At 68.9% G+C, this 25,323-nt stretch carries 21 protein-coding genes, 1 tRNA gene and 1 pseudogene; 4 read left to right on the top strand and 19 right to left on the bottom strand.

Annotated elements, in window-relative coordinates:
- Positions 1–2: 2 nt before the first annotated feature.
- From AC2SGK_RS02955 to AC2SGK_RS02910, 10 genes and pseudogenes are all read right to left on the bottom strand, one after another.
- Positions 3–404, bottom strand: a complete 402-nt coding sequence (locus AC2SGK_RS02955) for a DUF5333 domain-containing protein (protein WP_488322101.1) — start codon at positions 402–404, stop codon at positions 3–5.
- 101 nt (positions 405–505) lie between these two features.
- Positions 506–1,801 carry an NADH-quinone oxidoreductase subunit NuoF gene (gene nuoF, locus AC2SGK_RS02950; RefSeq protein ID WP_488322100.1) on the bottom strand — a complete coding sequence of 432 codons (1,296 nt, stop codon included), beginning with the start codon at positions 1,799–1,801 and terminating at the stop codon, positions 506–508.
- Positions 1,802–1,825: 24 nt separating this feature from the next.
- Complete coding sequence (locus AC2SGK_RS02945) at positions 1,826–2,035, bottom strand: DUF5337 domain-containing protein (protein WP_411837136.1); 210 nt, start codon at positions 2,033–2,035, stop codon at positions 1,826–1,828.
- Positions 2,035–2,601 (bottom strand): hypothetical protein, encoded by a 567-nt coding sequence (locus tag AC2SGK_RS02940; RefSeq protein ID WP_488322099.1) that lies wholly within the window; start codon positions 2,599–2,601, stop codon positions 2,035–2,037. The genes AC2SGK_RS02945 and AC2SGK_RS02940 overlap by 1 nt, the downstream gene beginning before the upstream one ends.
- 117 nt (positions 2,602–2,718) lie before the next feature.
- Positions 2,719–3,534, bottom strand: a pseudogene (gene nuoE, locus AC2SGK_RS02935) (NADH-quinone oxidoreductase subunit NuoE); the annotation flags it as partial.
- The gene (locus tag AC2SGK_RS02930; RefSeq protein ID WP_488322098.1) at positions 3,534–4,775 is read right to left on the bottom strand and encodes an NADH-quinone oxidoreductase subunit D; all 1,242 of its coding nucleotides are present in this window, start codon (positions 4,773–4,775) and stop codon (positions 3,534–3,536) included. The gene AC2SGK_RS02930 and the pseudogene nuoE, both read right to left, overlap by 1 nt.
- Entirely contained in the window at positions 4,772–5,392 is a 621-nt protein-coding gene (locus tag AC2SGK_RS02925) for an NADH-quinone oxidoreductase subunit C (protein ID WP_488322097.1), read from the bottom strand. The genes AC2SGK_RS02930 and AC2SGK_RS02925 overlap by 4 nt, the downstream gene beginning before the upstream one ends.
- Before the next feature lie 2 nt (positions 5,393–5,394).
- Positions 5,395–5,919 carry a NuoB/complex I 20 kDa subunit family protein gene (locus AC2SGK_RS02920; protein WP_176695081.1) on the bottom strand — a complete coding sequence of 175 codons (525 nt, stop codon included), beginning with the start codon at positions 5,917–5,919 and terminating at the stop codon, positions 5,395–5,397.
- A complete protein-coding gene (gene ndhC / locus AC2SGK_RS02915; protein WP_405406484.1) occupies positions 5,919–6,236 on the bottom strand; it encodes an NADH-quinone oxidoreductase subunit A in 318 nt (105 codons plus the stop codon). Before ndhC ends, AC2SGK_RS02920 begins: the two co-directional genes overlap by 1 nt.
- Before the next feature lie 210 nt (positions 6,237–6,446).
- Complete coding sequence (locus AC2SGK_RS02910) at positions 6,447–7,004, bottom strand: SH3 domain-containing protein (RefSeq protein WP_488322096.1); 558 nt, start codon at positions 7,002–7,004, stop codon at positions 6,447–6,449.
- 179 nt (positions 7,005–7,183) lie between these two features.
- Here AC2SGK_RS02910 and AC2SGK_RS02905 point away from each other — a divergent pair, with 179 nt between their 5' ends.
- Entirely contained in the window at positions 7,184–8,185 is a 1,002-nt protein-coding gene (locus AC2SGK_RS02905) for a 2-hydroxyacid dehydrogenase (protein WP_488322095.1), read from the top strand.
- Positions 8,185–9,327, top strand: coding sequence for an MFS transporter (locus AC2SGK_RS02900; protein ID WP_488322094.1), 1,143 nt, complete (start codon positions 8,185–8,187; stop codon positions 9,325–9,327). Before AC2SGK_RS02905 ends, AC2SGK_RS02900 begins: the two co-directional genes overlap by 1 nt.
- Positions 9,328–9,339: 12 nt before the next feature.
- Here the strand turns inward: AC2SGK_RS02900 and panB are convergent, their stop codons facing one another.
- Positions 9,340–10,149: a 3-methyl-2-oxobutanoate hydroxymethyltransferase gene (panB, locus tag AC2SGK_RS02895; RefSeq protein ID WP_488322093.1), complete on the bottom strand. Its 810-nt coding sequence runs from the start codon at positions 10,147–10,149 to the stop codon at positions 9,340–9,342.
- A 10-nt stretch (positions 10,150–10,159) separates the two neighbouring features.
- Complete coding sequence (gene panC / locus AC2SGK_RS02890; protein ID WP_488322092.1) at positions 10,160–11,005, bottom strand: pantoate--beta-alanine ligase; 846 nt, start codon at positions 11,003–11,005, stop codon at positions 10,160–10,162.
- A 154-nt stretch (positions 11,006–11,159) separates the two neighbouring features.
- On the opposite strand from panC, the gene AC2SGK_RS02885 reads away from it, so the two are divergent.
- The gene (locus tag AC2SGK_RS02885; RefSeq protein ID WP_488322091.1) at positions 11,160–13,652 is read left to right on the top strand and encodes a GcvT family protein; all 2,493 of its coding nucleotides are present in this window, start codon (positions 11,160–11,162) and stop codon (positions 13,650–13,652) included.
- Here AC2SGK_RS02885 and AC2SGK_RS02880 read toward each other — a convergent pair.
- The 3 genes from AC2SGK_RS02880 to uvrA form a co-directional block, all read right to left on the bottom strand.
- On the bottom strand, positions 13,649–14,227 hold the full coding sequence (locus AC2SGK_RS02880) for a TetR/AcrR family transcriptional regulator (RefSeq protein ID WP_488322090.1): 579 nt from the start codon (positions 14,225–14,227) through the stop codon (positions 13,649–13,651). The genes AC2SGK_RS02885 and AC2SGK_RS02880 overlap by 4 nt on opposite strands.
- Positions 14,228–14,493: 266 nt before the next feature.
- Positions 14,494–14,568, bottom strand: a tRNA-Gly gene (locus AC2SGK_RS02875).
- Positions 14,569–14,693: 125 nt separating this feature from the next.
- The gene (uvrA, locus tag AC2SGK_RS02870; protein ID WP_488322089.1) at positions 14,694–17,555 is read right to left on the bottom strand and encodes an excinuclease ABC subunit UvrA; all 2,862 of its coding nucleotides are present in this window, start codon (positions 17,553–17,555) and stop codon (positions 14,694–14,696) included.
- 223 nt (positions 17,556–17,778) lie between these two features.
- Between uvrA and AC2SGK_RS02865 the strand changes: the two genes are divergently transcribed.
- A complete protein-coding gene (locus tag AC2SGK_RS02865) occupies positions 17,779–21,213 on the top strand; it encodes a pyruvate carboxylase (RefSeq protein WP_488322088.1) in 3,435 nt (1,144 codons plus the stop codon).
- Between the two features lie 122 nt (positions 21,214–21,335).
- Here AC2SGK_RS02865 and AC2SGK_RS02860 read toward each other — a convergent pair whose 3' ends face one another.
- The 4 genes from AC2SGK_RS02860 to dut are packed head-to-tail and all read right to left on the bottom strand — an operon-like array spanning position 21,336 to position 25,321.
- On the bottom strand, positions 21,336–21,707 hold the full coding sequence (locus AC2SGK_RS02860; protein WP_488322087.1) for a hypothetical protein: 372 nt from the start codon (positions 21,705–21,707) through the stop codon (positions 21,336–21,338).
- A 31-nt stretch (positions 21,708–21,738) separates the two neighbouring features.
- On the bottom strand, positions 21,739–23,763 hold the full coding sequence (locus AC2SGK_RS02855; protein WP_488322086.1) for a M3 family metallopeptidase: 2,025 nt from the start codon (positions 23,761–23,763) through the stop codon (positions 21,739–21,741).
- Positions 23,764–23,789: 26 nt separating this feature from the next.
- Complete coding sequence (locus tag AC2SGK_RS02850; RefSeq protein WP_488322085.1) at positions 23,790–24,842, bottom strand: HesA/MoeB/ThiF family protein; 1,053 nt, start codon at positions 24,840–24,842, stop codon at positions 23,790–23,792.
- Positions 24,839–25,321, bottom strand: a complete 483-nt coding sequence (gene dut / locus AC2SGK_RS02845; protein ID WP_488322084.1) for a dUTP diphosphatase — start codon at positions 25,319–25,321, stop codon at positions 24,839–24,841. Before dut ends, AC2SGK_RS02850 begins: the two co-directional genes overlap by 4 nt.
- Positions 25,322–25,323 lie beyond the last annotated feature (2 nt).

Raw genomic sequence — 25,323 nt, 5'->3', positions numbered from 1 at the left:
CCTTATCTGGCGTTCAGCAGCGATCCGGCGATCGTCTGCCGCGCGATTTCGTCCCGCCCGAGGCGGCAAAAGGTTTCCGGCTGCCCGTTCACGACGCCGTTTCCGACCATGTAGCGGTCGGCCTCGGCATAGATGCGTCGGCGTTCCTCGCGGCTGTCGAGGAACGCCTCGATCTCGGCCTCGCTGTAGCCCTGCTCCAGCGCGTAGCGCTTCAGTGCGCGGGCCTCGGCAAAGGCGCGGATCAGGCGGGCGTCGATGCTGGGACAGCCGCGGCGCAGCATGTCGGCCACGCGGGCCTGCACCAGCCGGTCGTTGATATAGGCATTCTGGTTCAGCGGCTCGCGCGCGACGGCCGGGACCGAGAACAGGGCCAGCGCAAGCGCGGCCAAAAAGGAGCGTTTCATGGCAGAATCCTTTCGGTGATCATGCGTTCCCACATAATCACCGTCGCAGGCCGCTGCCCGACACGAGCGCGTGCGCGCCGCGTGATATGCCGCCCCGATCCTCACTCGGCCGCCAGGGCGCCCATGCGCCCGGTCTTCTTGGCCTTCAGCCGGTCCTCGATCTCGCCGCGGAAGTTGCGGATCAGGCCCTGGATCGGCCAGGCGGCCGCGTCGCCCAGGGCGCAGATCGTGTGGCCCTCGACCTGCTTGGTCACGTCCAGCAGCATGTCGATCTCCTCGACCTCCGCCTCGCCCGAGACCAGGCGCGCCATCACGCGCATCATCCAGCCGGTGCCCTCGCGACAGGGCGTGCACTGCCCGCAGCTCTCATGCTTGAAGAAGGCCGACAGGCGCCAGATCGCCTTGATGATGTCGGTGGACTGATCCATCACGATCATGCAGCCCGTGCCGAAGGACGACCGCAGTTCGCGCATGCCGTCGTAATCCATGATGGCGTTCTCGCACTGCTCGGCCGTCAGGACCGGGCAGGAGGCGCCGCCGGGGATCACCGCCTTGAGGTTCTTCCAGCCGCCGCGCACGCCGCCGCCATGCTTCTCGATCAGCTCCTTCATGCTGATCGACATGGCCTCCTCGACCACGCAGGGGGCGTTCAGGTGGCCGGTCAGGCCGAACAGCTTGACGCCCGCATTGTTCGGGCGGCCGAAGCCCGCGAACCATTCCGCCCCGCGGCGGAGGATCGTCGGCACGACGGCGATGGATTCGACGTTGTTCACCGTGGTGGGGCAACCGTAAAGGCCCGCGCCCGCCGGAAACGGCGGCTTCATGCGCGGCATGCCCTTCTTGCCCTCCAGGCTCTCCAGCAGGGCCGTTTCCTCGCCGCAGATATAGGCGCCCGCGCCGTGATGCAGGTAGAGGTCGAAATCCCAGCCCGAACCGGCCGCATTCGCACCCAGCAGCCCCGCGTCATAGCATTCGTCGATGGCGGCCTGCAGGGCCTCCTTCTCGCGGATGTATTCGCCGCGCAGGTAGATGTAGCAGACATGCGCGTTCATCGCGAAGCTGGCGATCAGCGCACCCTCGATCAGGGTGTGCGGATCATGGCGCATGATCTCGCGGTCCTTGCAGGTCGCGGGCTCGGATTCGTCGGCGTTGATCACCAGATAGCTGGGCCGCCCGTCCGATTCCTTGGGCATGAAGGACCATTTCAGGCCGGTCGGAAAGCCCGCGCCCCCGCGCCCGCGCAGGCCCGAGGCCTTGACCTGCTCGATGATTTTATCGCGGCCGCGCCCGATGATCTCGCCGGTGCCATCCCAATGGCCGCGCTTCTTGGCGCCCGCCAGGCTCCGGTCGCCCATGCCGTAGAGGTTGGTGAAAATGCGATCCTGGTCTTTCAGCATCCGTAAGGTCCTCTCATCCCGGCGTCACGCATTCCTGCGCCGCCAGATACGCCAGGTCACGATCAGCGACCAGACAAAAGCGCCGATGGCGGCAAGGTCGGCCAGAAAGGCCCACTCCGCCGCCCAGTCATAATTGCCCCCGATCGCCTGGATGGCGAGCCAGCCCAGCATGGTCACCGCGATCACGATCGCGACCAGCCGCATCTGGCGGGCGTCCTGCGCAGGATCGGCCATCAGACCCCCTCCTGCCGGGCGGCGGTCAGGGCCTTGGCCTGACCGACCCAGTCATCGTTGCGGATGCGCGCCGCACCCCGGCCGATCCGCGCGGCCATGGCGTCGATCTGCGCATCGTCCCAGGCCGCGATCTGCGCCAGCCGGGTCACCCCGGCCTCGTGCAGCGCCTGCTCGACCTTCACGCCGATCCCCTTGATGCCGCGCAGGCTCTCGGGCGCCTCGACGGGCTTGCGGCCATAGATCGTGCGCGCCGGGTCGGGCAGCTCCCGGGCCACCACGGGCGGCACCGCATCGCCCGACGGGGCGATGGTCGGGGCGGCCCGCGGCACGGGGACCGGCTCGCTGACCGCTGCGGCGGGCGCAGCCTCGGGCGCAGGCGCCCAATGCGCCCCGTCCATGGCCGCCGGGCCTCCGTCGATCAGCCAACTGACCATGCCCGCAAGGATCGCCCCTGCCAAGACCGCCAGAACCAGCGCCGCCAGCCAGCCGGTGCTGCCGAACAGGCCCTGGCCCAGGAAGACCAGCAGCGCCGCGACGGCTCCGGTGGTTTTGCTGGCGGGTGTCATGCGGGGCGTCCTTTCGTGGCGGTGGCGGGCGGTGGCGGCTTAGTCGCGGTCCTTGTCGTCGGCCTTGACATCGGCCGGTTCGCGCTTGGAGACGGGGCGGGCGGCCGAGCTGGCCTACGCCTCCTGCTCGGTCACGCCGGTGGCGTCGGCAGGCGCGCCATCCGAAGGGCGCGGCTCGCGCTCGGGCGCGCTGTCGATGCCGGTCTGGTCATCGGCCGCGGCCTCGGGCTTGCGGCGCCACTTGGTCAGGATCGGCACCTCGGTCCCGTCGATGCGCTTCAGCGTCTCGCCGATATCGGTGGCCAGCTGGACGCTCGCGTTGCGGCCCTCCTGCCCCTTCAGCTCCGTCAGGCTGGTCAGCCCGCTGGCCGGCTCCGAGGCGAAGCGCCCCGACTGCGAGCCGGGCACCGGGACCTCGCCCGCGGACATGCGGTCGATCAGCGCCTCCAGGCTCTCGGGCGTCAGGTCCTCATAGTAGTCCTTGCCGATCTGGGCCATCGGCGCATTGGCGCAGGCGCCCAGGCACTCGACCTCCTCCCAGCTGAACTTGCCGTCGGCCGACAGGGTGTGCGGGGTGGGCGCGATCTTGCGCTTGCAGACGGCGACCAGGTCCTCGGCCCCGCAGATCATGCAGGTCGTGGTGCCGCAGATCTGGATATTGGCCACGGTCCCAACGGGTTGCAGCTGGAACATGAAGTAGAACGTCGCCACTTCCAGCGCCCGGATATAGGGCATGCTCAAGAGCGCCGCGCAATATTCGATGGCGGGCCGGCTCAGCCAGCCCTCCTGCTCCTGGGCGCGCCACAGGACCGGGATGATCGCCGATTGCTGGCGACCTTCCGGGTATTTGGTGATCTGCGCCTGCGCCCATTCCAGGTTCGCAGGCGTGAATTCGAAACTGTCCGGCTGGACGGGGTGCAGACGGCGCAGCATCAGCGGTCAACCTCTCCGAAGACGATATCCTGGGTGGCGATCAGGGCCGGGACGTCGGCCAGCAGATGGCCCTTGGACATCCAGTCCATGGATTGAAGGTGCAGGAAGCCCGGCGCGCGCAGCTTGGCGCGATAGGGCTTGTTGGTGCCGTCGCTGACCAGATAGACGCCGAACTCGCCCTTGGGCGCCTCGACGGCGGCATAGACCTCTCCGGCCGGGACGCGGAAGCCCTCGGTGTAGAGCTTGAAATGGTGGATCAGGCTTTCCATGTCGCGCTTCATGTCGCCGCGCTTGGGCGGCGTCAGCTTGCCGCGCGCCAGCACGTCGCCCGGGCCCTCGGCCCGCAGCTTCTGCACCGCCTGGCGCATGATGGAGGTCGATTCGCGCATCTCCTGCATGCGGCACAGGAAGCGGTCGTAGCAGTCGCCGTTGGTGCCGACCGGGATCTTGAAGTCGAACTCGTCATAGCACTCGTAGGGCTGCGCGCGGCGCAGGTCCCAGGCCAGGCCCGACCCGCGCACCATCACGCCCGAGAAGCCCCAGTCCAGCGCGTCCTGCTCGGTCACGATACCGATATCGACCAGGCGCTGCTTGAAGATGCGGTTCTCGGTCAGCAGCGTGTCCAGATCGTCCAGCACCTGCGGGAACTGGTCGCACCAGGCCTCGATGTCGTCCAGCAGGTCGGGCGGCAGGTCCTGGTGGACGCCGCCCGGCCGGAAATAGGCCGCGTGCAGACGCGCGCCGCAGGCCCGTTCATAGAAGATCATCAGCTGCTCGCGCGCCTCGAAGCCCCAGAGCGGCGGCGTCAGCGCGCCCACGTCCAGCGCGCCCGTGGTCAGGCCCAGCAGGTGGTTCAGGATGCGGCCGATCTCGCAATACAGGACCCGGATCAGGCTGGCGCGGCGCGGCACGACCGTGCCGGTCAGGCGCTCGATCGCCAGGCACCAGGCATGCTCCTGGTTCATCGGGCTGACATAGTCCAGCCGGTCGAAATAGGGCAGGTTCTGCAGATAGGTGCGGCTCTCCATCAGCTTCTCGGTCCCGCGATGCAGCAGACCGATATGCGGGTCGGCACGCTCCACGACCTCGCCGTCCAGCTCCAGCACCATGCGCAGAACGCCATGCGCGGCAGGGTGTTGCGGGCCGAAGTTGATGTTGAAGTTGCGGATGCGCTGCTCGCCGGTCAGGCGGTCCTCGCTGCCGTCGTCATACTGGTTGATGCGGATGTCGCCGTCCATCATTTCGCGGCCCCCTTCTCGTCGCCGGGCAGGGCGTATTGCACGCCTTCCCAAGGCGACAGGAAATCGAATTGGCGGTATTCCTGCACCAGGCTGACCGGTTCGTAGACGACACGCTTCTCGGCGTCGTCATAGCGGACCTCGACATAGCCGGTGGTCGGGAAGTCCTTGCGCAGCGGATGCCCCGAGAAGCCGTAATCCGTCAGGATGCGGCGCATGTCCGGATGGCCCGTGAACAGGATGCCGAACATATCGAAGATCTCGCGCTCGAACCAGTTCGCGGCGGGATAGATGCCGGTCAGCGTCGGCAGCATCTCGTCCTCGCGGATCGCGACCTTCACGCGGATGCGCTGGTTCTGGTACATCGACAGCAGGTGCCAGACCACGTCGAAGCGCTGCTGGCGCGAGGGATAGTCCACCGCGGTGATGTCCACCAGCGTCGAGAAGCGGCAGCTGGTGTCGCTGCGCAGGAAGTCCAGCAGGTCCAGGATGCCGCTGGCCGTCGCAGTGACGGTCAGCTCGCCGAAGGCGATCTCGGTGCCCACGACCTCGTTGGCGCGGCGCAGGGTGATGTGCTCGGCCAGCTGGTGCAGGGCGTCGGTGTCGGTCTGGGTCGCCATGATCACCTCACCAGCGTGCCGGTGCGCCGGATGCGGCGCTGGAGTTGCAGGATGCCGTAGAGCAGCGCCTCGGCGGTCGGCGGGCAGCCGGGGACGTAGATGTCCACGGGCACGATCCGATCGCAGCCGCGCACGACGGAATAGCTGTAGTGATAGTAGCCGCCGCCATTGGCGCAGCTGCCCATGCTGATCACGTAGCGCGGTTCCGGCATCTGGTCATAGACCTTGCGCAGCGCCGGGGCCATCTTGTTGGTCAGCGTGCCCGCCACGATCATCAGGTCCGACTGGCGCGGAGAGGCGCGCGGCGCGGTGCCGAAGCGTTCCAGGTCATAGCGCGGCATGGATGTCTGCATCATCTCGACCGCGCAGCAGGCCAGGCCGAAGGTCATCCAGTGCAGCGAGCCGTTGCGCGCCCAGTTGATGATGTCCTCGGTCGTGGTCAGCAGGAAGCCCTTGTCCTGCAGCTCCGCGTTCAGGGCCTTGGTCGCGTATTCGCGATCGGGTCCGGCGGTGTTCGCCCCTGCCATCACGCCCATTCCAGCGCTCCTTTCTTCCACTCGTAGGCAAAGCCCACGGTCAGCACGCCCAGGAACACCATCATCGACCAGAAGGCGGTCTCGCTGATCGCCTGGAAGCTGACCGCCCAGGGGAACAGGAACGCGACCTCGAGGTCGAAGATGATGAACAGGATCGACACCAGATAGAATCGCACGTCGAACTTCATGCGCGCGTCGTCGAACGGGTTGAAGCCCGACTCGTAGGCACTGACCTTTTCCGGGTCGGGATTGCGCACCGCGATGACGAATGCGGAAAGCAGCAAGATCAGCGCCAGCGCCGAGGCCATCGCCGCGAAGACGAGGATGGGCAGATAGTCCTGCGTAATGTTTTGCACGGGTGACGATCCCCTTGTCGGTCGCGGGGATCATGGCTTGCCCCGCGACGGGTTGGCTGGGTGCGGTTTAGACCCGCCGCCGTCCGGGGTCAATTGCCCGGCGCGCGCGAAAGCGCGGCGATTTGTTGCAACCGCCCGTCCGGCGGGCATCCTGCGTCCGGCTTAGTCGCGGATCTCGGTCGCGTCCACCCCCCAGATGGCGGTCTTGGGCACCCAGCCCCGCTGTCCGCCGCCCGACACCCGGCACCAGTCGGGCTCGCATTCGTTCAGCCGCAGGATCGCCCCCGCCTCGGCGCGCGCGACGATGTCGGCATCCGGGTTAGGCCGGGTCCGCAGCTCCAGCATGTCCTGGGTCACCAGCGCAGTCCGCACGCCCGACAGCAGCGCGTAATGCACCCAGCCCCCGGCCCCGTCCTTGTCCTCGACCCGGCGCCAATGGCCGAACTCGGCCACCACCCTGAGCGGCATGCCCGCGTGGCGGAAGACCCAATCGATGCGGTGCGACAAGCTGGGACCGCGCCGGGCGTTGCCCTCGTTGCCCTTGAGGCTGACATAGCGCGGCAGCGGCAGGTTGGTGACCGGCCCCCGCATCTCGGCCTGGCCCTGACCGGTGGCGGCCTCCGGGGCGGCCTGGGCCGAAACCGGCGCGGGCGCCTGTCCGACCATCATCGCGACCGCAAGGGCCAACCCTGCGCCTGTCCTGCCAAGCCATGCCGTCATGCGCCGTCCGTTCCTGTCCTGCCGCGGGACGCGCGGGCGCCCCTCTGGGGTCTTGTGCCTGCCCCTCAACGCGGGCAGTTTGCCAAAAGCATCCGCGGAAGAAAAGGGCGTGCCGACACGGCCCGACCGACAAGACCGTGACTGCGACAGGACCGTGACCGAGACACAGTGAGGTGACCATGCCCGCCAGCCCCGCCTCCCGCAGCAAACTGCGCGTCGCCGTGACCCGCCGCCTTCCCGAGGCGGTCGAGACGCGGATGTCAGAACTGTTCGACGTGGCCCTGCGCGAGGACGACCGCCGCCTGAGCCAGGACGAGATCGTGGCGCTGATGCAGAACGCCGACGTGCTGGTGCCGACCGTCACCGACCAGATCACCGCCGCCATGCTGGCCCGCGCGGGCGAGCGGCTGAAGCTGATCGCCAATTTCGGCGCGGGCATCGACCATGTCGACGTGATGTCGGCCCGCCAGCGGGGCGTGCTGGTCAGCAACACCCCCGGCGTCGTGACCGAGGACACCGCCGACATGACGCTGGCGCTGATCCTGGCCGTGACCCGCCGCATCCCCGAGGGCCTGGCCGAGATGCAGGCCGGGCGCTGGCAGGGCTGGTCCCCCACGGCGCATCTGGGCGGGCGCGTGGGCGGGCGCAGACTTGGCATCCTGGGCATGGGCTGCATCGGCCAGGCGGTCGCGCGCCGCGCCAATGCCTTCGGCATGCAGGTCCATTACCACAACCGCCGCCGCCTGCGCCCCGAGATCGAGGAGGCCTTGGGCGCCACTTGGTGGGAGAGCCTGGATCAGATGCTGGCGCGCATGGACATCGTCAGCGTGAACGCGCCGCACACGCCGTCTACGTTCCACCTGCTGAACGCGCGGCGGCTGAAGCTGATGAAGCCGTCGGCGGTGGTCGTGAACACCTCGCGCGGCGAGGTCATCGACGAGAACGCCTTGACCCGCATGCTGCGCGCCGGAGAGATCGCGGGTGCGGGCCTGGACGTCTTCGAGCATGGCCACGAGATCAACCCCCGCCTCCGCGAGCTGCCCAACGTCGTCCTGCTGCCGCATATGGGCAGCGCGACCGTCGAGGGCCGTGCCGAGATGGGCGAGAAGGTCATCATCAACATCAAGACCTTCGCCGACGGGCACCGCCCGCCCGATCTGGTCGTGCCGGCGATGCTGTGATGGCGATGCAGTGGGCCGTGTCGGCCCTGTTCTTCGTGAACGGCCTGCTGGTGGGCAGCTGGGCGCCGAAGATCCCGGTGCTGATGGAACGTCTCGGCATCACCGAGGCCAGCGCCGGGGTGATCGTGCTGGGCCTGGGCCTGGGCTCGCTCTGCGTGATGCCGCTGTTCGGGGCGATGGTCGCGCGGGCCGGATCGGCGCGCGCGGTGCGGCTGGCCGCGTGGCTGGCGGCGCCGTCTATGATCTGGATCTCGCTGGCGCCGACCTACTGGACGGTCGCGGCGGCGGTGGTGCTGTTCGGGGGCATGGTCGGCGGCATGGACGTGGCGATGAACGCGAACGCGGTCGCCGTGGAACGCGCGCGCGGCCGGGCGATCATGTCGTCCTGCCACGGATTCTGGAGCCTCGGCGCCTTTGCCGGGGCCGCCGCCGGGGGCTGGCTGATCCAGCGCATGGGCGAGATGGCCCATGCCCTGTCCATCACCGCGGCCTTTGCGCTGGTGCTGCTCTGGGCGCTGCCGCGGCTGCTGCAGGACGCCCCCGAGGCCGGCGCGCCCAAGGCGCCGCTGCGCCTGCCGCGCAGCCCCCTGCCCTGGCTGATCGGCGTGATGGCCCTGGCCGCGATGATCCCCGAAGGCGCGATCCTGGACTGGGCCGCCGTCTATCTGCAGCGCGAGATGGGAGCGTCGCTGTCGGTCGCGGGCCTGGGCTTTGCGGCCTGCGCGGGCACGATGGCCGCGATGCGCTTTGCGGGCGACGGGCTGCGGCGGCGCTTCGGCGCGGTCGCGACGCTGCGCGCCAGTTCGGCCGTGGCCATGGCGGGGCTGCTGCTGGCGGGACTGTCCTCCAGCCCCGCGCCGGCCATCGCGGGCTTCGCGCTGGCCGGCATCGGCATCGCGAACATGGTGCCCATCGCGTTTTCGGCGGCGGGGAACGTGCCTGGGCTGGCGGCGGGCATGGGCCTGTCGGTGGTCACGATGATGGGCTATTCCGGCATCCTGCTGGCGCCCGGCAGCATCGGCTTTCTGGCCGAACGGTTCAGCCTGGGCACGATCTATCTGGCGCTGGCCGGGCTCTTGCTGATCCCGCTGGCGCTGTCGCCTCTGGCCCGCACCGCCGATTTCGAACCGCGCGACCTCTGAGCGCGCCCGCGCTCAGCGGTAGAGCTCGGCCTCGGCCGGAAAGCTGCGGTCGCGGACGGCAGCGGCATAGGCGGCGATGGCCTGATCCGCCTGCCCGCCCAGCTCGCCGAAGCGGCGCACGAAGCGCGGCACCCGGCCCGACAGGCCCAGCATATCGTCCAGCACCAGGATCTGCCCGTCGCAGCGCGCGCTGGCCCCGATGCCGATGGTCGGCACCGCCACCGCATCGGTGATCTGGTCGGCCAGGGCCTCCATCACGCCCTCGACCACGACACTGAAGGCGCCCGCCTCCGCCACGGCACGGGCGTCCGCGACGAAGGCGGGCCAGGTCGCGGGGTCGCGGCCCTGGGTCTTGAACCCGCCCATGGTGTTCGTGGCCTGGGGCGTCAGCCCGACATGCGCCATGACCGGGATGCCGCGGTCGGCCAGAAAGCGTATCGTGGGGGCCATGCGGACCCCGCCCTCCAGCTTGACGGCCCCGGCGCCGGTCTCGGCCATCACGCGGGCGGCGTTGCGGAAGGCCTGCTCGGGGCTTTCTTCGTAACTGCCGAAGGGCATGTCGATCACGACCATGGCGCGGGCCGATCCGCGCATGACGGCCTGGCCGTGCAGGATCATCATCTCCAGCGTGACCCCGATGGTCGAGGGCAGGCCATGGACCACCATCCCCAGGCTGTCGCCCACCAGGATCACGTCGGCATGGGGGTCGACCATCGCGGCCATGGGCGCGGTATAGGCGGTCAGCGCGACGATGGGCATCTGCCCCTTGGCGGCGGCGATCTGCGGGACGGTGATGCGGCGGACGGCGGCGTGGACGGACATGGAAAACCCCTTACGGATGGGCGGTGCGCTGGTCGATCAGCAGCACGTCGCCAAAGCGGACGGCCAGCAGGATCGCGACCGGACCGCCCACGACGGCGATGCGCGACAGGTCGCGGGCGTCGCGGATGTCGATGGAGCGGATATCGGCCCGCGGTTCGGAGGAAAGGATCGTGCGGATCTGGCGGCGGATCAGGCTGACCGGCGTGCCCATGTGGACCGATGCCGCGGCATGGTCCAGCGCGCGGGCCAGGACCGGGGCCGCGGCGCGGTCCTGGGGCGTCAGGCGCTGGTTGCGCGACGACATGGCCAGCCCGTCATCCTCGCGCACCGTCGGCACGGGCAGGATGGTCACGGGCATGTCCAGGTCCTCCACCATGCGCGTGATCAGGGTCAGCTGCTGATAATCCTTCTCGCCGAAGGCGGCGGCCTGGGGTTGGACGATGTTGAACAGCTTGGTCACCACCGTCGCCACGCCGCGGAAATGGCCCGGGCGCAGTCGGCCCATCAGGATGCCGCCCAGGGGGCTGACCTGCACATGGGTCTGCGCGCCGGGCCGCCAGATGTCGGAGGCCTGCGGCAGGAACACCGCGTCGCAGCCCGCGCCCCGCAGCAGGTCCTGGTCCTGCGCCTCCTGCCGGGGATACTTGTCCAGGTCCTCGTTCGGGCCGAACTGCGTGGGGTTCACGAAGATCGACGTGACCACCCGGCCGCCCCCCTGCCCGTCCAGCCAGTCGCGGGCCCGCGCGACCAGCGTCAGGTGGCCCTGATGCAGCGCGCCCATGGTCGGCACCAACGCGAGACGGCCCGCGTCGCGGCGCCAGGTGCGCATGGCCTCGATACTGCGGCAGATCTCCATGCTGGCCCCCCTTCTGGCGTGGCCGGCACCCTAGTCGCGGGGGCCGGTCGGGGCAAGGCCATGTCGTTTTTCGCCCGCAGAGGTCGGGGGCCTTTGACGCGGCGTTTCCGCGATGGGGCATGACTTGGGCGAAACGGGACAACAGGAGAGCGCGATGACGTCGCATGTGAAGGTTCTGGTCGTGGGCGGGGGCGCGGTCGGATGCGGCATCGCCTATCACCTGGCGAAGGCCGGGTGGGACACCCTGCTGGTCGAGCGCGACGAGCTGACCGCCGGATCGACCTGGCACGCGGCGGGGCTGCTGCCCCTGTTCAACATGGGCTATGCGACCAGCCATATCCACGACTATTCGGTCAAGCTCTATGCGGGCCTGGAGGCCGAGACGGGCCTGAACGCGGGCTTCACCCGCTGCGGCAACCTGCGCATGGCGCAGACGGATGCGCGGATGGACGAATACATGCTCTATTCCGCCACCGCCGAGACGATCGGGATCGAGCATCAGTTCCTGACCCCCGCTCAGATCAAGGAGCGCTGGCCGCTGGTCCGCACCGAGGATCTGAAGGGCGCGCTGTTCCACCCGACCGACGGATACATCAACCCCGCCGACGTGACGCAGGCCATGGCCAAGGGCGCGCGGATGGCGGGCTGCAGGATCGAGCGCAAGATCCAGGTGAACGCCTATCGCTGGACCGGCAGCGAATGGGTCGTGACGGTCGAGAAGATGGTCGACCGCGGCGGCAACCTGATCCCCTCCGGAGAGGTCTATGACATCCATGCCGAGCATGTCGTGACCGCGACCGGCAACCATGCGCAGCGCACGGCCAAGCTGCTGGGCATCAAGATCCCCGCCATCCCGGTCGAGCATCAGTTCATCGTGACCGAGCCGGACCCCGCCCTGATGCGCTGGCGCGCCGAGGGCAACCCCGAGCATCCGGTGCTGCGCGACGCCGACGCCAAGTGGTATGTCCGCGAGGAGCGCGGCGGCTGGATTCTAGGCCCCTATGAGAAGGGCGCGCCCGCGCGCTTCGAATACGGCGTGCCGGACAGCTTCCGCGCCGATCTGTTCCCCCTGGACCTGGAGCGGATCGAGGAGGAGTACATGGCGATGATCCACCGCATTCCGACCTCGGAGACGGTGGGTCTGAAGGACGATTTCAACGGCCCGATCTGCTATACGCCCGACGGCAACCCGTTGGTCGGCCCCGCGCCGGGCCTGCGCAACATGTGGCTGGCCGAGGGGTTCAGCTTCGGCATCACCGCCGCGGGCGGCGTGGGCCATTACCTGACGCAGATGATGACCGAGGGCGAGGCCGAGATCGACATGGCGTCGCTGGACCCGCGCCGCTTCGGGTCGTGGATGACCACCGAATACGCCGCCCGCAAGAACGAGGAGGCCTATGACCACGTCTTCATCCTGCACCATCCCGACGAGGAGCGGCCGGCCTGCCGTCCGCTGCGCACCTCGCCCGCCTATGACCGGCAGGCCGCGCATGGCGCGCAGTTCGGGCAGGTGAACGGGTGGGAACGCCCGAACTACTACGGCCCCGAGGGCTTCGACGACCATGACAGCCGCAGCTTCCGTCGCGGCGGCTGGTGGCCCTATGCCAAGGCCGAGGCCGAGGCCGTGCGCCAGACGGCGGGCCTGGTCGACGCGACAGCCTTTGCCAAGCACACCGTCACCGGGCCGGGTGCGACGGCCTTCCTGGACTGGCTGACCACCAACAAGCTGCCCAAGGTGGGGCGGATCAACCAGACCTATGCGCTGACCGATGCCGGCACGGTGCGGACCGAATACACCATCGTGCGGCGCGGGGATCAGGACTACTACCTGGTCAGCGCCGGGGCCTGGGCCGATTACGACCGCGACAACCTGCTGAAATCGGCCGAGGATTTCATGGCGGCGGGCGGCGCCCATGTCCATGTGCAGGACGTGACCACGCAATGGGGCGTCTTTGCGCTGGCGGGTCCCGAAAGCCGCGCGATCCTGGCCCGTCTGATCCGCGATGCGGAGTCCGAGACCGCCCTGTCGAACAAGCGCTTTCCGTGGCTGTCGATGCGCAATATCGAGCTGGGGATGGTGCCGGTCATGGCGATCCGCGTCGCCTATACCGGCGAGCTGGGATGGGAGCTGCACCACCCGATCGAGATGCAGAACCACCTGTTCGACCGGCTGATCGAGGCCGGGGAGCCCTCTGGCATGCGGCTGGTCGGCGCGCGCGCCCAGAACTGGCTGCGTCAGGAGAAGTCCTATCGCGCCTTCGGCACCGAGCTGGGCCGGGACGCGACGCCGCTGGAGGCGGGGCTGGACCGCTTCGTGGATCTGGGCAAGGAGTTCCGCGGCAAGGCGGCGATGGAGGCCAAGGGCATCCGGTCGACCTGCGTCACGCTGCTGATCGACGGGCCGGCGGATGCCGATCCCTGGGGCCGCGAGGCGCTGTTCCTGGACGGGCAGAAGGTCGGGCGGCTGACCTCGGGCGGCTGGTCGGTGGCCTTCGGCAAGCAGATCGGCATGGGCTATGTCCGCCCCGACTTGGCCGCGCCGGGCACCCGTCTGCAGCTGCGGATGTTCCGCGAGCTGTATGATGCCGTGGTGACCGAGGACAGCCCCCACGACCCGCAGAACGCGCGCATCCGGCTGGACGGCTAAGCGCCGTCCGGGCGCACCAGAAGCCGCAGCAGCGACCGGTAGGAGGCATCGACCGCCGGAAACCGGTCGTTCCACTGGGCCAGCCCCAGCATGGCATAGCCATGCGTCAGCGCCCAGATCGCCAGCAGCATGGCCTCGGCCCGCTCGGGACCGGTTACGGCCGTGCAGGCGGCCAGATGGATGGCATGGGTGCGCCGCACCGCCTGCTCCAGGTCCGGATCGGGCGGCAGGGGCGCGCTGAACATCAGCCGGAACAGGTCCGGATGGCGCGCCGCGAAGCCCAGATAGACCTCCTCGATGCGCACCAGCCAATCGAACGGGTCCGGATGGGCGTCGCGGTCCAGCGCCTCCAGATCGGCGTGGAACATGCGGAAGCCCTGCGCCGCGATGGCCGCCAGCAGCCCCGGCATCCCCGCGAAATGGTGCGCCGGCGCCGCGTGCGAGACCCCTGCCCGTGCCGCGATGCGCCGCAACGTCAGCCCCGCCATTCCCTTTTCGGCCAGAATCGACAGCCCGGCCTGCACCAGACGATCCGCGACGCCGCCCTCGGCCGGAGACGCTTTGACGAAGGTCATGTTTCACCTACCTTGACAGTGTCAAGCCAATTGCACCAGACAGGACAGAACCCAGACGATCCCAAGGCGAGCGCGCGGCGCAACCTCGGGGGGCTTTCGACGCCTCGGTGCTCGGATCTGGGGGTCGGCCTGGCCGTCAGCGTTTCTGTGTCATTTTTCCGATTTCGCGCCAGTGCCGGCCAACCCTCACGGGGGCCTGTCCGACGCTCCAAAACAAAAGGCCGGCCAAAACAAAAGGCCGGACCCGAAGGTCCGGCCTTTTGTTTTGGAGCGGGCGATGAGATTCGAACTCACGACCCTAACCTTGGCAAGGTTATGCTCTACCCCTGAGCTACGCCCGCACTCCAGTTCCTCTGGCGATCCGTGTGACCGTCTCGCCTTCGGTGAGCGGTGATTTACGGTCTGCCGCCGGGGGTTGCAAGAGGAAAAAACACCGCCCTGCGATTTTTTTCCGCGATGCCCCCGATCACTCCGCCGCCCGGCTGCGGGCCGGGTTCAGCATCGGGCCCAGATAGCGGCCCGTATGGCTCTCGGGGACGCGGGCGACCTCCTCGGGCGTGCCGGCTGCGACGATGACGCCGCCCCCGTCGCCGCCCTCGGGGCCGATGTCAATGATCCAGTCGGCGGTCTTGATGACGTCCAGGTTGTGCTCGATCACGATGACCGAATTGCCCTGATCGACCAGTTCGTGCAGCACCTCCAAGAGCTTGCGCACATCCTCGAAATGCAGGCCCGTCGTCGGCTCGTCCAGGATATAAAGCGTGCGGCCCGTGGAGCGGCGCGACAGCTCCTTGGACAGCTTCACGCGCTGCGCCTCGCCGCCCGACAGGGTCGTCGCCTGCTGGCCGACCTTGATATAGCCCAGGCCCACCTGCATCAGCGCGTCCATCTTCTCGCGGATCGACGGGACGGCGCTGAAGAATTCCTGCGCGTCCTCCACGGTCATGTCCAGCACGTCGGCGATGGACTTGCCCTTGAACTGCACCTCCAGCGTCTCGCGGTTGTAGCGCTTGCCCTTGCAGGTCTCGCATTCGACATAGACGTCGGGCAGGAAATGCATCTCGATCTTGATGACGCCGTCGCCCTGGCAGGCCTCGCAGCGCCCGCCCTTGACGTTGAAGCTGAAGCGGCCGGGCTTGTAGCCGCGCGCCTTGGCCTCGGGCAGGCCCGCGAACCAGTCGCGGATGGGCGTGAAGGCCCCGGTATAGGTCGCCGGGTTCGACCGGGGCGTCCGGCCGATGGGGCGCTGGTCGATGTCGATGACCTTGTCCAGCTGCTCCAGCCCCTTGATCGTCTCGCAGGGCGCGGGCGTCTGGCGGGCGCCGTTCAGGCGCAGGGAGGCGGTCTTGAACAGCGTCTCGATGGTCAGCGTGGACTTGCCCCCGCCCGACACGCCCGACACGCAGACGAAGCGGCCCAGAGGAAATTCAGCGTTGACGTTCTTCAGATTGTTGCCAGTCGCCTTGACCACGGTGATCTTCTTGCCGTTGCCCTTGCGGCGAGTCTCGGGAACCTCGATCGCGCGTTTGCCCGACAGATACTGGCCGGTCAGGCTGTCGGGATCGGCCGCGATTTCCGCGGGCGTGCCGTGGCTGACCACGGTGCCGCCATGCACCCCAGCACCAGGCCCCATGTCGAAGACGTAATCGGCGTGGCGGATCGCATCCTCGTCATGCTCGACCACCAGCACCGAGTTGCCCTGATCGCGCAGGTTCATCAGCGTGGTCAGCAGCCGGTCGTTGTCGCGCTGATGCAGACCGATGGACGGCTCATCCAGCACATAGAGCACCCCGGTCAGGCCCGAGCCGATCTGGCTGGCCAGGCGGATGCGCTGGCTTTCGCCGCCCGACAGCGTGCCCGCGGCGCGCGACAGGGTCAGATAGTTCAGGCCCACATTGACCAGGAAGCCCAGCCGCTCGCGGATCTCCTTCAGGATCGCGGAGGCGATCTCGGCCTTCTGCCTGGACAGGTGGTTCGGCGCGTCGGTGATCCAGTCCAGCGCATCCTGGATCGACAGCTGCACGACCTCGCCGATATGGTTGCCGGCGATCTTGACCGCCAGCGCCTCGGGCTTCAGGCGATAGCCCCCGCAGGCGCCGCAGGGGCGGTTGTTCTGATAGCGCTCAAACTCCTCGCGGACCCAGGCGCTGTCGGTCTCGCGCAGGCGGCGCTCCATGTTGGGGATCACCCCCTCGAAGACGCGGGCGATCTGATAGACGCGGCCCGAATCGTCGAAACGGAAGTTGATCTCCTCCTTGCCCGACCCGCGCAGGAACATCTGCCGGACGCTTTCGGGAAGGTCCTTCCACGGGGTCTTCTTGTCGAAGCCGTAATGCTTGGCCAGCGCATTGATGGTCTGGGTCAGATAGGCGGATTTCGTCTTGGCCCACGGCGCGATGGCCCCCTTGTCCACCGACAGGGCGGCATCAGGCACGACCAGGCGTTCGTCGAAGAACAGCTCGACCCCCAACCCGTCGCAGACCGGGCAGGCACCGAAGGGCGCGTTGAAGGAAAACAACCGCGGCTCAATCTCGGGGATGGTGAAACCGCTGACGGGGCAGGCGAACTTCTCAGAAAAGGTCAGGCGCTCCGGCTCGGCATCGCCTTCGGTCGCCAACTCCAGATGCGCGATGCCGTCGGCCAGGTTCAGGGCGGTGCGCAGGCTGTCGGCCAGACGGGTCTCCAGCCCCTCGCGGACCACGATCCGGTCCACGACCACGTCGATGTTGTGGCGGAACTTCTTGTCCAGCGTCGGCGCCTCGTCCAGCTCGTGGAAGGTGCCGTTGATCTTGACGCGCTGAAAGCCTTGGCGGCGCAGTTCGGCCAGTTCCTTCTTGTACTCGCCCTTGCGGTCGCGGACGATGGGCGCCAGCAGATAGGCGCGCGTGCCCTCCGGCAGGGCCATGGTGCGGTCGACCATGTCCTGCACCTGCTGCGCCTCGATCGGCAGGCCGGTCGCGGGGGAATAGGGCGTGCCCGCGCGCGCGAACAGCAGGCGCAGATAGTCGTAGATCTCGGTCACGGTGCCCACGGTGGAACGCGGGTTCTTGGAGGTCGTCTTCTGCTCGATGCTGATCGCGGGGCTGAGGCCGCTGATATGGTCGACGTCCGGCTTGCCCATCATGTCCAGGAACTGGCGTGCATAGGCCGACAGGCTCTCGACATAGCGGCGCTGCCCCTCGGCATAGACCGTGTCGAAGGCCAGAGACGACTTGCCCGACCCCGACAGGCCGGTGATCACCACCAGCTGATCGCGGGGGATGTCCATGTCGACGTTTTTCAGGTTGTGCTCGCGCGCGCCGCGCACCTCGATGAACTTCTGTTCCATGCCTATCCCCGCGTGACCAAGCGCATGAGATAGGGACGCGCGGCCGGAAAGCAAGTTCCAATTGCGAACGAAGCCGGAACATGCCTGCGGCGCAACGGCCGCCGCCGCATCGCTCCTCAGCCTTTGGTCGCAGAGCGCGTCGCCGACTCTTCTGGTTAACGCTAACACTTGCGCTGCATCGCAGCACGGATAGGATGCTCGGCAACGAGGAAGGGGGCTTGGCATGTTCAAGAAGATTCTGGTGGCGAACCGGGGCGAGATCGCCATCCGCGTGATGCGCGCGGCCAACGAGCTGGGCAAGAGGACGGTCGCCGTCTATGCCGAGGAGGACAAGCTGGGTCTGCACCGCTTCAAGGCGGACGAGGCCTACCGCATCGGCGAGGGGCTGGGCCCGGTCGCGGCCTATCTGTCCATCCCCGAGATCATCCGGGTGGCCAAGCTGTCGGGGGCCGACGCGATCCATCCGGGATACGGCCTCCTGTCCGAGAACCCCGATTTCGTCGATGCCTGCGTGGCGGCCGGGATCACCTTCATCGGCCCGCGCGCCGACACGATGCGCGCGCTTGGCGACAAGGCCAGCGCGCGGCGCGTGGCGATCCAGGCGGGCGTGCCGGTCATCCCCGCGACCGAGGTGCTGGGCGACGACTTCGACGCGATCAAGGCCGAGGCCGCCCAGATCGGCTATCCGCTGATGCTGAAGGCCAGCTGGGGCGGCGGCGGTCGCGGCATGCGCCCGATCAACGGCCCCGAGGAGCTGGTCGAGAAGGTCCGCGAGGGCCGCCGAGAGGCCGAGGCCGCCTTCGGCAATGGCGAGGGCTATCTGGAGAAGATGATTCTGCGCGCCCGCCATGTGGAAGTTCAGCTCCTGGGCGACACGCATGGCGGCCTCTATCACCTCTATGAGCGCGACTGCACCGTGCAGCGCCGCAACCAGAAGGTCGTGGAACGCGCCCCTGCCCCCTATCTGACCGAGGACCAGCGCGCCGAGGTCTGCGGCCTGGCGCTGAAGATCGGGCAGGCCGTCGGCTATCAGAACGCCGGCACGGTCGAGTTCCTGATGGATATGGACAGCCAGCAGTTCTACTTCATCGAGGTGAACCCCCGCGTCCAGGTCGAGCATACCGTGACCGAGGAGGTCACCGGCATCGACATCGTGCAGTCCCAGATCCGCATCGCCGAGGGCGAGACCCTGGCCAGCGCCACCGGCCATGCCAGCCAGGCCGACATCACCCTGTCGGGCCATGCCCTGCAATGCCGGGTGACGACCGAGGACCCGCAGAACAACTTCATCCCCGATTACGGCCGCATCACCGCCTATCGCAGCGCGACCGGCATGGGCATCCGCCTCGATGGCGGCACCGCCTATTCGGGCGGCGTCATCACGCGCTATTACGATTCGCTGCTGGTCAAGGTCACGGCTTGGGCACAGACCCCCGACCAGGCGATCCGTCGCATGGACCGCGCGCTGCGCGAGTTCCGGGTGCGGGGCGTCAGCACGAATATCGACTTCGTCATCAACCTGCTGAAGCACCCGACCTTCCTGGACGACACCTACACGACCAAGTTCATCGACACGACCGACGACCTGTTCGACTTCAAGAAGCGCCAGGACCGGGCGACGCGCATCCTGACCTATCTGGCCGATATCAGCGTGAATGGGCATCCCGAGACCGCAGGCCGCGCCCTGCCCCCGGCCCAGGCCCGCGCGCCCCAGCCCCCCGCGCCCATCGCGACCCCCGCCCCCGGCACCCGTCAGCTGCTGGAGAGCCAGGGCGCCCAGGCTGTGGCCGACTGGATGGCCGCGCAGAAGCACCTGCTGATCACCGACACCACCATGCGCGACGGGCATCAGTCGCTGCTGGCGACGCGGATGCGCTCGATCGACATGATCCGCGTGGCGCCCAGCTATGCCGCCAACCTGCCGCAGCTGTTCAGCGTGGAATGCTGGGGCGGCGCGACCTTCGACGTGGCCTACCGCTTCCTGCAGGAATGCCCCTGGCAGCGCCTGCGCGACATCCGCGCGGCCATGCCCAACCTGATGACGCAGATGCTGCTGCGCGCGTCGAACGGGGTGGGCTACACCAACTATCCCGACAACGTCGTGCAGTTCTTCGTGCGTCAGGCGGCGGAAACCGGGGTCGACGTGTTCCGCGTCTTCGACAGCCTGAACTGGGTCGAGAACATGCGCGTCGCCATGGATGCGGTGATCGAAAGCGGCAAGATCTGCGAAGGCACCGTCTGCTATACCGGCAACATGCTGGACCCGGACCGGTCGAAATACGACCTGAAATACTATGTCCGCACGGCGCAAGAGCTGAAGGCCGCGGGCGCGCATGTGCTGGGCCTGAAGGACATGGCGGGCCTCCTGAAGCCCGCCGCCGCGCGCCTCCTGATTCGCGCGCTGAAGGAGGAGGTCGGCCTGCCGATCCACTTCCACACCCATGACACCAGCGGCATGGGCGGCGCCACGATCCTGGCTGCGGCCGATGCGGGCGTCGATGCCGTCGATTGCGCCATGGACGCGCTATCGGGCAATACCAGCCAGCCGACGCTCGGCTCCGTGGTCGAGGCTCTGGCCGGGACCGAGCGCGACACCGGTCTGGACATCGGCGCGATCCGCGCGATCAGCAACTACTGGGAGCGCGTGCGCGAAAGCTATGCCGCCTTCGAGAGCGGCCTGCAATCGCCCGCCTCCGAGGTCTATCTGCACGAGATGCCCGGTGGGCAGTTCACCAACCTCAAGGGCCAGGCCCGGTCGATGGGGCTGGAGGATCGCTGGCACGAGGTCGCCCAGGCCTATGCCGACGTGAACCGCATGTTCGGCGACATCGTGAAGGTCACGCCCTCCTCCAAGGTCGTTGGCGACATGGCGCTGATGATGGTGGCGCAGAACCTGACGCCCGCCGACGTGCTGGATCCGGCCAAGGATGTCAGCTTCCCCGATTCGGTGGTGGACATGATGCGCGGCAATCTGGGCCAGCCCCCCGGCGGCTGGCCGCAGGCGATCCAGGCCAAGGTGCTCAAGGGCGAGGCCCCGATCATCGACCGCCCCGGCGCGCATCTGCCCCCCGTCGATCTGGAGGCCGAACGCGCCAAGCTGTCCGAGATGCTGGACGGAAAGACGATCGATGACGAGGATCTGGCCGGATACCTGATGTATCCCAAGGTCTTCACCGACTACATGCAGCGCCACGGGACCTATGGCCCGGTCCGCACTCTGCCCACGCGCAGCTTCTTCTACGGCATGGAGCCTGGCGAGGAGATCAGCGTCGAGATCGACCCCGGCAAGACGCTGGAGGTGCGCCTGCTGACCCTGGGAGAGACGGACGAGGCCGGCCAGATCAAGGTCTTCTTCGAGTTGAACGGTCAGCCGCGTCAGGTCCGCGTGCCGAACCGCAAGGCCACCGGCGCGCAGGCCGCGCGGCCCAAGGCCGATGCCGCCAATCCGGGCCATGTCGGCGCGCCGATGCCGGGCGTCGTGGCCTCGGTCGCGGTGACCGCGGGCCAGAAGGTCGCGCAGGGCGACATGCTCCTGACCATCGAGGCGATGAAGATGGAGACCGGCCTGCACGCCGATCGCGACGGCACGATCAAGGCGCTCCATGTCGCCCCAGGCCAGCAGATCGACGCCAAGGACCTCCTGGTCGAGATCGACTGAGCCACAGGGCCGGGGCACCCCGCCCCGGCCCCGCACGACCGCGCCGCGTCAGCGGCGCGCAAGGCCCGGGCGGCAGCACGCCGACCATCGGTCGGCACCCCCGCACCCGGACCCGGACGCCCTCAGCCCGGACAGCGCTGATAGAGCCGCGCACCCCCCGCATCGGTCACGCGCAGCGACGTGCCCTCCATCACGGCGGTCAGGGCGCGCGTGTCGGTCATCCCCTCGCTAGAACAGCTCAGGCTCAGCGACCCGTCCGCCCCCACCGCGCCGCGCGTGCAGCGCGCCTCGTAGAACCGCCAGCTCTCCCCGGCCAGCGTCAGCCGCGTCTCGGAGGCCGGATCCCCGCAGGCCTCGGCCCGCAGGTCATAGGTCCCGTCGACCAGCGCCGCGCCGCCCTGCGCGGGGGGCGGCGCGGAAACGCCGGCGGTCTCGGTCTTGCAGGCCGCAAGGGCCAGCACCGCCAGCAGGGCGGCGGGCAGGATGGGGGTCATGGGTCTTCTCCTTCTTCCTGTCGCGCGGGCCTCAGTCCAGCCCGCGCCCTTTCAGCAGGGCATCGACGCCCGGCATGCGGCCCCGAAAGGCCATCCACAGCTGATCCGCGGGCGCCGATCCGCCCTTGGACAGGATCGTCTCCTCCAGCCGCCGCGCGGTGGCGGGATCGAAGATGTCGCCCGTCTCGGCGAAGGCCGCGAAGGCATCGGCATCCATCACCTCGGACCACATGTAGCTGTAATAGCCCGCCGCATAGCTGTCGCCCGCGAAGACATGCGCGAAATGCGGCGTCGCATGGCGCATGGGGATCGCCCCCGGCGCCTCCAGCCCGGCCAGAACCTCGGCCTGCCGCGCCATCGGGTCCGCGGCAGGCGCGCCCTCATGAAAGGCCAGATCGACCAGCGCGCTCTCCAGATATTCCACGGTCGAGAACCCGGCCCCCGCCTTGCCCGCGGCCAGCATCTGGTCGCGCAGGTCGGCGGGCAGGGCATCGCCCGTCTCATGATGGCGGGCATGGGCGTCCAGCACGGCGGGCTGCTCCAGCCAGTGCTCATAGAGCTGGCTGGGCAGTTCCACGAAATCCTGCGCGACCGAGGTCCCCGAGATCGAGGGCCAGGTCACGTCCGACAGGATGTGATGGGTCGCATGGCCGAATTCGTGAAACAGCGTGCGCGCATCGTCCCAGGACAGGAAGGCAGGCCCGCCCGGTTGCTCCGGGGGCGTGAAGTTGCAGACATTGACCACGATGGGCCGCTGCCCCTCCCCGATCCTGTGCTGCACCTGAAGCGCCGAACACCAGGCCCCCGACCGCTTGGAGGGCCGCGCGAAGTAATCGCCCACGAAGATCGCCATCAGCGCCCCGTCCCGCGTCACCCGCCAGGCCCGCACGTCGGGCGCCCACAAGGGCGCCTCCAGCGGCTGGAACTCCAGCCTGAACAGGCGCTGCACCACGTCGAAGACCGCGCCCAGCATCGCGTCCAGCGTCAGATAGGGCGCGACCGCATCGGCGTCGAAATCATGGGTCTGCGCCCGGTGGCGTTCCGCGTAAAGACGCCAGTCCCAGGCCTCCAGCGGGCCGTTGACGCCATCCGCATGCAGCATCGCGGTCAGCGCCTCCTGATCGGACAGGGCGCGGGCGCGGGCGGCGGTCCAGACCTGGGACAGCAGGTCGCGCACCCGCTCGGGCGTCGCTGCCATCTGCGTCTCCAGCTTGTAGCTGGCGAAATCGGCATGGCCCAGCAGCTGCGCCCGCTCATGGCGCAGGGCCAGGATCTCGGAGACCAGCGGCAGGTTGTCGGTCGCCTCACCGCCCGCGCCCGAGCCCGATCCGCGCGCGGTCCAGGCCCGGAACGCCGTCTCGCGCAGCGCGCGGTCCTGCGCATGCTCCAGGAACGGCACGATCAGCGAGCGGTTCAGCGTCACCACCTGCCCCTCGCGCCCCCGCTCGCGCGCGGCGGCGCGCATCGCGCGGACCAGCCAGTCGGGCAGCCCCGCCAGCGCGTCATCGGCCACGAGCAGGACATAGTCCCGCTCATCCGTCAGCACGTTCTGGGTGAATTCGGTGGTGAGCACCGCCAGCCGGGCGCGGATCTGCGCCATGCGCGCCCGGCCCTCCGCGTCCAGCCCCGCCCCCGCCCGCGTCAGGTCGCGCAGCGCCAGCTCGGTGATGCGCCGATCCTCCGGGGCCAGGGCATCGGCCCCCTCGGCCACCGCGCGGACGCGGGCGTAAAGGCGCGGGTCCATGCTGATCCGGCTGCCATATTCCGCCAGGCGCGGCGCGAAATCGCGCTGCAACGCTTGGCGCGCATCGTTCGAATCGACCCCCGCCAGCGTGTAGAAGACCGACAGGACCCGGTTCAGCCCCTCATCGGCCAGCTCCATCGCCGCGATGGTGTTGGCGAAATCGGGCGCCTCCGGGTTGGCGGCGATCGCCTCATGCGCGGCCTCGGCCTGGGCCAGCGTGGCGTCGAAGGCGGGGGCGAAATCGGTGTCGCGGATCAGGTCAAAGCGCGGCAGCCCCTCGGGGCCGGTCCAGCGGGTCAGTTGCGGGTTCATGGTGCCTCCTGTCGTCGGAGGGCAGCCTAGGGTTGCGCCGCCGCGGGTTCCAGCGCCGATTGCGTCCCGCAGACCGGGCAGGCAGGGTCCCGCGCGGTGGCGATCATGCGGCTGTCGCCATACAGGGCGTCGAACAGCATCATCCGCCCGCGCAGGCCCTGACCCGCGCCGGTTAGGTGCTTGATCGCCTCCAGCGCCATGATGCTGCCGACGATGCCGGGCAGCGCGCCCACGACGCCCGCCGTGGCGCAGGGGGCGTCGGTCTCTGGCGCGGCGGGGAACAGGCAGGCCAGGCACGGACCGCCGCGCGCCGGGTCGAACAGGCTGACCTGTCCGTCCCATTGCCCGATCGCGCCCCAGATCAGCGGCACCCCCGCCGCCACGCAGGCGCGGTTGATCGCCGCGCGCCCCGCGAAGCTGTCGGTGCCGTCGATCACCAGGTCGTGCTGCGCGATAAGGTCCGCGTCGGCCTCGGTGATGCGCCGCGTCAGGGGCGTCACGTCCAGATGCGGGTTCAGCGCCAGCATGGCCTGGGCCGCGGCGTAGGCCTTGGGCTCACCGCGCAGGTCGTCGCGGAAGATGACCTGACGCTGGAGGTTGGACAGCGCCACCGTGTCGTCATCGGCCAGCGTGATCCGCCCGACCCCCGCGGCGGTCAGGTACTGGCACAGTGGCGCCCCCAGCCCCCCCGCGCCCACGATCAGCACGCGCGCCGATTTCAGCCGCATCTGCCCCGCGCCGCCGATCTGCGGCAGCACCAGATGGCGGGCGTAGCGGTCCAGTTCGGCCTCGGACAGCGAAGGATCGAAGGTGGCGACCGGCGCGGGGGGCGTGGCCTGCACGCGCAGCCGGCGCAGCAGGCGGCGATATCCCGCGACCAGCGCGACCACCGCGCCCAGCACCAGCCAGCCCGCCGCATTGCCGCCCACGGCAGCCGCCGCCGAACTGCCCGGCGCCGCGACCTGCAGCGCCAGCATGCCCACCCACAGCACCGCCACGACCAGGAGCGTCACCTGACGCGGCAGGTGCAGCACCCACCCCAGGATCAGCGCCATGACGATCAGAAAGAGGCCGGTCACAGACCCGCACCTCCGCCGGTCGAGCCGAAGCCCCCCTGCCCGCGCGCCGTCCCGTCCAGGCTGTCGACCAGATCGAAGCGCGCCTGCGGGGCGGGGGCCAGCACCATCTGCGCGATGCGGTCGCCGTGGCGGATGGTGAAGGGCGCGTCGCCCAGGTTCAGCACGATTACCCCCAGAGGCCCGCGATAGTCGCAGTCGATCGTGCCGGGGCTGTTGGGCAGGGTGATGCCATGCTTCAGCGCCAGGCCCGAGCGGGGGCGGATCTGCGCCTCCCAGCCTTTGGGGATGGCCAAGGCCAGACCGATCGGGATCAGCGCGCGGCCCAGGGGGGGCAGCGTGACGCCACCCTCACGCAGGGCGGACGGAAGGTTGGCGCAGAGATCGGCCCCCGCCGCGCCCGCCGTCTGATAGGCGGGCAGAGGCAGGTCGGGATCGGCGTCGGGCAGGCGCATCACGCGCAGGACGGGAGCATGGGTCATGC

The sequence above is a fragment of the Paracoccus sp. NIOT.M2S5SZ12 genome (genome assembly GCF_057748165.1).
The sequence above is the reverse complement of the archived record's forward strand: the minus strand, read 5'-3'. Positions and strand labels throughout refer to the sequence as shown.